This window comes from Streptomyces sp. NPDC002490 (assembly GCF_040296045.1).
GTDB lineage: Bacteria > Actinomycetota > Actinomycetes > Streptomycetales > Streptomycetaceae > Streptomyces.
This window is the reverse complement of sequence record NZ_JBEOWM010000097.1, coordinates 1-9,277: the sequence shown is the minus strand read 5'-3', so window position 1 is coordinate 9,277 and position 9,277 is coordinate 1. Positions and strand designations below refer to the sequence as shown.

Sequence of the window (9,277 nt, the reverse complement as noted above, 5' to 3'; positions counted from 1 at the left end):
AGGAGGAGGCGTTGTTGGGGGTCGGTGGCGATGGCCTCGCGGGGGGAGATCCCGAAGAACTCGGCGTCGAACTCCGCCGCGTCGTGCAGGAAGCCGCCCTCGGCGGTGTGGCTGGTGTTCGGCCGGCTCCCGGTGCCGTCGCAGATCTCCGCGATGTCCCAGCCGCGGTCCTCGGGGAACGCCGTGATCCCGTCGCGGCCCTCGACCAGCAGTTCCCACAGCCCCTCCGGGCTGGTGATGCCGCTGGGGAAGCGGCAGCCCATGCCGACGATCGCGATGGGCTCGTCGGCACTCGGGCCGGCCGGACCGGCCGGGGCGGTGTCCGCCGGTTCGTCTCCGCCGCCGAGTTCGGAGCCCAGGAACTGTGCCAGGGCGACCGGTGTCGGGTGGTCGAAGACCAGGGTGACCGGCAACCTGATGCCGACGGCCGTGCCCAGGCGGTTGCGCAGCGCCACGGAGGCGAGCGAGTCGAAGCCCAGGTCCTTGAAGGCGCGGTCCGGGGCGACCGCCGCCATCGCCTCGTGCCCGAGGATGCCGGCGACATGGGTGCGTACCAGGTCGACCAGGAAGCGGTGACGTTCGGACCCCGGCATCCGGGCCAGTCGACGGGCGAACGTGTCGGCGCCCTCCGCGGCGGCGGACGCCACCGCGCGCCGTGCCCTGGGTCGCACCAGGGCGCTGAGCAGGGGCGGCAAGGCGTCCTGGCGTCGGCGCAGCGCATCGAGGTCGAGCCGGATGGGCAGCAGCACCGGGGCGCTGCCCGAGATCGCGCGGTCGAAGAGTGCCGCGCCCTCCTCGGCGGAAAGGGCCCGGACGCCGGAGCGTGCCATCCGCTCGACGTCCGAGTCGGTCAGATGGGTGGTCATGGCGGACTTCCGTGCCCACAGGCCCCAGGCGAGGGAGTGGGCGGGGAGGCCGTTTGCCGTGCGGTGGTGGGCGAGGGCGTCGAGGAAGGCGTTGGCGGCGGCGTAGTTGGCCTGTCCCGCTCCGTCCAGGGTGGCGGCGGCGCTGGAGTAGAGGACGAAGTGGGTGAGGTCGAGGTGGGTGGTTGCGTGGTGGAGGTGCCAGGCGGCGTCTGCTTTGGGGGTGAGGGTGGTGTGGAGGTGGGTGGGTGTTTGGTTGGTGAGGGTGGCGTCGTGGAGGGTGCCTGCGGTGTGGATGATGCCTTTGAGGTGGGGGAGGGTGTTGATGAGTTGGGTGACGTGGGTGGGGTTGCCCATGTCGCAGGTGTGGAGGGTGATGTGGGCGCCGAGGTGGGTGAGGTGTTGGGTGAGTTGGGTGGCGTTGGGTGCGTGGGGTCCTTGGCGGCTGGCGAGGGCGAGGTGTTTGATGCCGTGTTGGGTGATGAGGTGTTCGGCGATGAGGGTGGCGAGTCCGCCGGTGCCGCCGGTGATGAGGAGGGTGTCTTGGGGGCCCCACGACTCGAACCCCGTCATCGGTGCGGGGTCCGGTGCCCCGCGGACGAGCCGGGGCACGTGCGCGAGGCCGTCGCGCAGCGCGAGTTCGGGTTCCCCGCTCGTCAGCGCCAGCGCGGCCAGTCGGCCGGCGGACTCGGGGGTGCCGTCCGTGTCGACGAGCACGAAGCAGTCCGGCAGCTCGGCCTGCGCCGAGCGCACCAGCCCCCACACCGACGCTCCGACCAGGTCCACCGGCATGCCGTCGGGGCCCGCGGCGCCCCGGGTGACCACGGCGAGCCGGGACGCCGCGGGGCGTTCCCCGGACGACCACTCCTGGAGCGCGGCCAGCACGGTGCCGAGCACCTCCCGCAGCAGTTGCGGCACCCGCTCGGCGTCCGTGACGTCGACCGGCGGAACCGGAAGCACCAGCAGCTCCGGGGCGGTGGCGTCGTCCGCCGGCTCGCCCGCGGGCAGCAGCGCGGTGCGGGCGGCGGGTTCGGTGGCGCCGTGGCCGGGCAGCGGGGCCCAGGGCGTGTGGGCTGCCGGGGCGGCGGCGTCGGGCTTCGGCTGCCACTCGACGCGGAACAGCGAGTCGCGGTGCGGTGCGGGCTCGGCCGACAGTTCGTCGACCGCCACCGGGCGTAGGACCAGCGCGTCGACGGAGGCCACCGGTGCGCCCGCCGGGTCGGACAGGCTCAGGCTCACCGCGTCGTCCCCGGCGGGTGCGACCCGGACCCGTAGCGCCGCGGCGCCCACGGCCCGCAGGCTGACCCCGCTCCAGCTGAAGGGCAGCCGGATCAGTTCGGCGGCTCCGGGAGCGCCTGCGGTGTCGAAGGGGCCGAGGCCCGCCGCGTGCAGGGCCGCGTCGAGCAGCGCGGGGTGCAGGCCGTACGCCGCGGCTTCGGCGCGGACGTCCTCGCCCAGGGCCACCTCGGCGAACACCTCGTCACCACGCTGCCAGGCGGCGGTCAGGCCCTGGAAGACCGGGCCGTAGCCGTAGCCCTCGTCCGCCAGCCGCTCGTAGAGGTCGGTCACGTCGAGGGGCGTCGCGCCTTCCGGCGGCCAGGGGGACGAGGCGCTCTCCACGGGATCGGAGAGGGTCGACTCGGGAACCAGATGGCCGGTGGCGTGTCCGGTCCACCCGTTCCCGTCGTCCTCCTCCGGTTCGGCGTCGGCCGGGCGCGAGTGGATCGTCACCGGGCGGCGGCCGTCCCCGTCGGGCACGCCCACGAACACCTGGAGTTGCACGGCGCCCTTCGGCGGCAGTGACAGCGGCGCCGTCAGGGTGAGTTCGTCAACGCGTCCACAGCCGACCTGGTCACCGGCCCGGATGGCGAGTTCCACCAGCGCCGTCCCCGGCAGCAGCACCGCGCCGCCGGCCGTGTGGTCGGCCAACCACGGATGCGTGTCCAGTCCGATGCGGCCCGTCAACAGGGTGCCGTCGGCGTCGGCGAGACCGATCGCTGCGCTCAGTAGGGGGTGGTCGACGCCGTCGAGCCCGGCGGAAGCCACGTCGGAGCCGCCCGCGTCGGGGCGCGGCCAGTACGAGCGACGCTGGAACGGATAGGTGGGCAGGTCCACCCACGACGGATCGTCGGGGGCGAACGTCGCCCGCCAGTCCACGTCGACACCACGTGTCCACGCCTCCCCGAGCGAGAGGTGGAAGCGGCCCATTCCCCCCTCGTGCCTGCGCAGCGAGCCGATCGCGGAGACGGGGCGCCCGGCGGCCTCCCCGGTCTCCTGGATGCCCACGGCCAACAGCGGGTGCGGGCTCGCCTCCACGAAGACGGTGTGCCCCTCCGTCAACAGTGCCCGGGTGGTCTCCTCGAAGCGCACCGTCTGCCGGAGGTTGCGGTACCAGTACGAGGCGTCCAGTCCGCTGGTGTCGATGACGGAGGCGGTCACCGTCGAGTAGAACGGGATGTGCGAAGCACGCGGGGCGATGTCGGCCAGGATGGCGAGCAACTCGTCCTCGATGGCCTCCACGTGGGCGGAGTGCGAGGCGTAGTCCACCGGTATCCTCCGGGCCCACACGTCGTCCGCCTGGAGCTCCGCGAGCAGTTCGTCGAGCGCGTCGGAGTCGCCGGAGACGGCCACCGAGCCGGAGCCGTTGATCGCTGCCACGGACAGCCGTCCGCCCCAACGGCGCAGCCGCTCCTCGACCCGCTCGGCGGGCGAGGACACCGACATCATGCCGCCGGGCCCCGTCAGGCGCCGCGCGATGGCCTGGCTGCGGAGGGTGACCACCCGGGCCGCGTCCTCCAGGGAGAGGGCGCCCGCGACGCAGGCCGCGGCGATCTCGCCCTGGGAGTGGCCGACGACCGCGGCGGGCCGCACCCCGTGCGACTGCCACAGCTCGGCCAGCGACACCATGACGGCGAACAGCACGGGCTGCACCACGTCGACGCGCTCCAGGGTGGGCGCGTCGGGATCGCCGCGCAGCACCGCCAGCAGATCCCAGTCGGTGAACGCGCCCAGCGCCCGCGCGCACTCCTGGAGGCGCTCGGCGAACACGGGGGCGGAGTCCAGGAGTTCCAGCGCCATTCCGGCCCACTGGGACCCCTGACCGGGGAAGACGAAGGCCACCTTGGCCCGGGTCGCGGCCGTGCCGCCGACCAGGGTGTCGGGCGGGTCGCCGGCCGCGGTGGCCCGCAGCCCCGCGAGCAGGCCGTCGCGGTCGTCCGCGACCAGGACGGCACGGTGCTCCCACGCGGCACGGGTGGTGGCCAGGGAATGGCCGAGGTCGGCGAGGCGGAGGCCGAGGTCGCCCGCGATCCGCTCGGCGAGCCGTCCCGCCTGGGCACGCAGCGCCGCCTCGCTCTTCGCCGTGAGGAGGAACGGGCGCGCCGTCGCCGTCTCGGGCGCGGTGGGCGCGGGCGCGCCGCCCCCCGGTGCCTGCTCGATGATCACGTGCGCGTTGGTACCGCTGAGCCCGAAGGACGAGACCGCGGCACGACGCGGACGGTCGCGCCGCCACGGCAGCGGTTCGGTGAGCAGCCGCACCGCGCCGTCTTCCCAGTCGATCTTGGTGGAGGGCGCGTCCACGTGCAGGGTCCTCGGCAGCACCCCGTGCCGCAGCGCCATCACCGACTTGATCACTCCGGCGACGCCGGCGGCGGCTTGGGTGTGGCCGATGTTCGACTTGACGGAGCCGAGCCAGAGGGGGTCGTCCGCGGGGCGGTCGCGGCCGTAGGTGGCGAGGAGCGCCTGGGCTTCGATGGGGTCGCCGAGGACGGTGCCGGTGCCGTGCGCCTCCACCACGTCCACGTCCGCGGCGACCAGACCGGCGTCGGCGAGGGCCTGGCGGATCACCCGCTGCTGGGACGGGCCGTTGGGGGCGGTCAGGCCGTTGCTCGCGCCGTCCTGGTTCAGGGCCGAGCCCCGCACCACCGCGAGGACGCGGCGGCCGTTGCGCTGCGCGTCCGACAGCCTCTCCAGGACCAGCATGCCGACGCCCTCGCCCCACCCCGTACCGGCGGCGGCGTCGGCGAAGGACCGGCAGCGCCCGTCGAGCGCCAGCCCGCGCTGCCGGCTGAACTCCACGAACGTGCGGGCGGTGGACATCACGGTGACGCCGCCCGCGAGGGCGAGCCCGCACTCGCCCTTGCGCAGCGCCTGCACCGCCAGGTGGAGCGCCACCAGCGAGGAGGAGCACGCCGTGTCGACCGACAGCGAGGGCCCTTCGAGACCGAGGGTGTAGGAGACGCGGCCCGAGACGATGCTGCCGTCGGTCCCGGTGACCATGAAGCCCTCGGCGCCCTCCGGCACCGTGCCCACCCGCACCGGGTAGTCGGTGGCCATCACTCCCGCGTAGACCCCGGTCCTGGTGCCCGCGAGGGACCGCGGGTCGATGCCGGCCCGCTCGAACGCCTCCCAGGAGACCTCCAGGAGCAGCCGCTGCTGGGGGTCGGTGGCGGTGGCCTCGTGCGGGCTCATCCCGAAGAACGCCGCGTCGAACTCCGGCGCCCGGTGCAGGAACCCGCCCTGCCCGGTGTAGCTGGTGTGCGGACGGACACCCTCCGGGTCGACCACCCCGTCGAGGTCCCAACCCCGGTTGCCGGGGAAGTCGGTGATGGCGTCGGTGCCCGAGTCGACGAGCGACCACAGGTCCTCCGGGGACTCCACGTCCCCCGGGAAACGGCAGCTCATGCCCACGATCGCCACGGGTTCGGCGGCGGCGGCCGCGGCCTCGTCATAGCGTCGGCGCAGCCGCTCGTTCTCCAGTAGCGATGTGCGCAGCGCATCGGCGATCTTCTGCACGGTCGTGCCGTTTGTGTCCACGGTCGTCACTCGCATTCCTGCTCGCTCTTATGACTGGAGTCGCCTTACGACGGGGCGGGGGCCCGGGGCCGGGCCCCCGCCGGGGTCACTCAGGCCGTTCTGCGTCACTGCGCTCGAACGCCTCGCGCACGAGGTCGTCGATGTCCATCGCCAGGATCGCGCCGCTCTGGTCGGCCCCGTCGCCGTGCCCCGCGACGGCGTCCGGACCGTCCGCCGCTGCGGGGACGTCCGGGCCGCGGTCCTCGCCCGGTGCCGCGCCGCCCGCCGCGGGCCCGGCCGGAGCCAGGGCGAGCAGCGCGTCGAGCAGCCCCGCTTCCCTGACCCGGTCCAACGGGACGGAGGCGATGATCCGTCGGAGCACGGCCTCGTCCGCCGCCGGCACGCCCCCGGCCCCGACGCTCGCGGTGATCTCCTCGATCGCGGGCCGCACCTCCTCCAACAGGTACTTCGCCAGGGCCTGTGGGGTCGGATAGTCGAAGACCAGGGTGGCGGACAGCCGCTGCCCCGTCGTCTTCTTCAGCCGGTTGCGCAGTTCCACCGCGGTCAGCGAGTCGAACCCGGAGTCCTGGAACGTCCTCCCCGGGTCGAGCGCGGAGGCGTCGGCGTGCCCGAGCACCGCGGCCACCTCGACGCAGATGACGTCCTCCAGCAGCCGCAGCTGCTCCTCCTCGTCCAGCGGCGCCAACCGTTGTTCGAGGGTCGACGGGTCGACGGTGACGTCGTTCGGCGCCCCGGTGTGCGCGGTGGGCCTGGACGGGGCGGGCGATGCCGTGAGCGGAAGGCCGTCGGTCAGGGGCGGAACGGGACGCCGAGGATTGATCCTGACGGGGAGGAGCACGGGACGGGCGGTGGCCAGGGCGGCGTCGAACAGGGCGAGGTTCTGTGCGGCGGTCAGGGGCAGCAGGTGCCCGTTGTTCAGCCGCTCCAGGTCGCTCCTGGTGAGGGCGGCGGCCATGCCCCGGCCGGTGTTCCACAGGCCCCAGGCGAGGGAGTGGGCGGGTTGGCCGTTTGCCGTGCGGTGGTGGGCGAGGGCGTCGAGGAAGGCGTTGGCGGCGGCGTAGTTGGCTTGGCCTGCGTTGTCGAGGGTGGAGGTGGCGCTGGAGTAGAGGACGAAGTGGGTGAGGTCGAGGTGGGTGGTTGCGTGGTGGAGGTGCCAGGCGGCGTCTGCTTTGGGGGTGAGGGTGGTGTGGAGGTGGGTGGGTGTTTGGTTGGTGAGGGTGGCGTCGTGGAGGGTGCCTGCGGTGTGGATGATGCCTTTGAGGTGGGGGAGGTTGTTGATGAGTTGGGTGACGTGGGTGGGGTTGCCCATGTCGCAGGTGTGGAGGGTGATGTGGGCGCCGAGGTGGGTGAGGTGTTGGGTGAGTTGGGTGGCGTTGGGTGCGTGGGGTCCTTGGCGGCTGGCGAGGGCGAGGTGTTTGATGCCGTGTTGGGTGATGAGGTGTTCGGCGATGAGGGTGGCGAGTCCGCCGGTGCCGCCGGTGATGAGGAGGGTGTCCTGGGGGCCCCACGACTCGAACCCCGTCACCCGGTTCTCGGGTACGGCGACCTCCGCCAGCCGCGCCGCGTACACGCCGTCCGACGTGACGGACACCCGCGGCTCGCCACTGGCGACCGCCGCGGCGAGGTGCCGGAGCGAATCCGGCGCACCGTCCCAGCCCGCCAACACGAAGCAGCCGGGGTTCTCCTCCTGGGCCGCCCGGACCAGCCCCCCGACCGCCGCGTCGACCAGTTCGGCGGGGCCGCCGTCGCCGCGGGTCAGCACGACGAGCCGGGACGACGAGAGCCGTTCCTCGGCCAGCCACCGCTGGAGCGTGTCCAACACCTCGCCCAGGGCCGCGCGGAGCAGCCCGGGCAGCGTCTCCCGCCCGTCCGGGTCCGCCGCGTCGAACGCGGGGACCGGGCACGGCAGCACCACCACCGGCGGAACGGCGTCCCCGAGCGAGGCCAGGTCGCGGCAGGTCCTCAGGCCCGTCCAGGACCAGGTGTCCGCCTCCGGGCCGAGCACCACCCAGTCGCCGGGGACCTCCTCCGCGGCCACCGGCGTCGGGGCCGGCACCCACTCCACGTGGTAGAGCGGTAGGGAACCGCCGCGCGCCGCCGTGATCTGCTCGGCCGACACCGGACGCGCCGCCATCGAACGCACGCTCGCCACCGGGGTGCCCGCCGGATCGGCCAGATCGAGCGAGACCGTCTCCGTGTCGCCGCCGACCGCCGAGAGCCTGACCCGCAGGGCGGTCGCCCCCGAGGCGTACAGCACGACGTCGCTCCACGCGAACGGCAGGTGCGTACCGCGCCCGGACTCCCCGGAACCGCCGCCCAACAGCTCGCTCGCGTGCAGGGCGGCGTCCAACAGCACCGGGTGGAGGCCGAAGCCGCCGGCGGTGCCGTGCGCCTCCTCGGGCAGGTGCACCTCGGCGAAGACCTCCTCGCCACGACGCCAGGCGGCGCGCAGGCCCCGGAAGGCCGGGCCGTAGTCGAGCCCCCCGGCGGCCAGTTCCTCGTAGAGCCCGCTCACCTCGACGGAGGTCGCGCCCTCCGGCGGCCATACCGTGAGGTCGACCCCGGCGGTGGCCACTCCCGGGTCGGCGGCGAGGAAGCCACTGGCGTGCCTGGTCCAGGTGTCCGGCGGGGAGTCCAGGTCCCGCGAGTGCACGCCGACCGTACGCCGCCCCGTCGCATCCGGCTCGCCCACGGACACCCGCAGGTCACGGGCACCGTTCTCGGGGAGCACGAAGGGTGCTTCGAGGGTGAGTTCCTCCAGCAGTCCGCAGTTCACGTGGTCGCCCGCTCGCAAGGCGAGTTCGACGAGTGCGGCCCCCGGCAGGATCGCAGCCCCCATGACCACGTGGTCCGCCAGCCAGGCATGGGTGCGAAGGCCGACCCGCCCCGTCAGCACCACACCGCTCGACTCCGGCAGGGTGACCGCCGCACCGAGGAGCGGGTGCTCCGCCGCGATCAGACCGGCGGTGGTGACGTCGGTGTGCGGGGTGGTGGCGTTGAGCCAGTAGTGCTGGTGTTGGAAGGGGTAGGTGGGCAGGTCTACGGGACGGGTGTGGGTGTGGGGGGTGTGGGTGGTCCAGGTGATGGGGTGGCCGAGGGTCCAGAGGTGGGCGAGCGCGGTGAGGGCTTGTTGTGCTTCGGGTGCGGTGTGGCGGAGGAGGGGGATGCACTGGACGCCCTGGGCATCAGCGCGGGCGTCGGCGGTGATGGCGGTGAGGACGGCGTCGGGTCCGACTTCCAGGAACCGGGTCACGCCGTCTCGGGCCAGGGTGTTGACGGCGTCGTGGAAGCGGACGGCTTCGCGGATGTGGGCGGTCCAGTACCGGGCTGTGGCCAGTTCGGCGGGGTCGGCGAGGGCGCCGGTCAGGGTGGACACGAACGGGAGGGTGGGTTCTGTGTAGTTCAGGCGGTCGGCCATGGTGGTGAACTCGTCGAGGACGGGGTTCATGAGGGGTGAGTGGAAGGCGTGGGACACCTTCAGGTAGGTCGCCTTACGGCCCTGGGCCTTGAGCGCGTCGACGATGGTGCCCACGGTGGTGGTGGTGCCGGAGACGACGAGGGAGTTCGGTCCGTTGATCGCGGCGATGGACGCGTCCGTG

General features: G+C 73.5%; 2 protein-coding genes. Both read right to left on the bottom strand.

All coding sequences use genetic code 11. The features are described from left to right. On the bottom strand, positions 1–5,687 hold a 5,687-nt coding region (locus tag ABT092_RS30375), incomplete at its 3' end, for a type I polyketide synthase (protein WP_351249640.1). A gap of 76 nt (positions 5,688–5,763) precedes the next feature. Then, the coding region (locus ABT092_RS30370) for a type I polyketide synthase (protein WP_351249638.1) at positions 5,764–9,277 on the bottom strand (3,514 nt) is incomplete at its 5' end.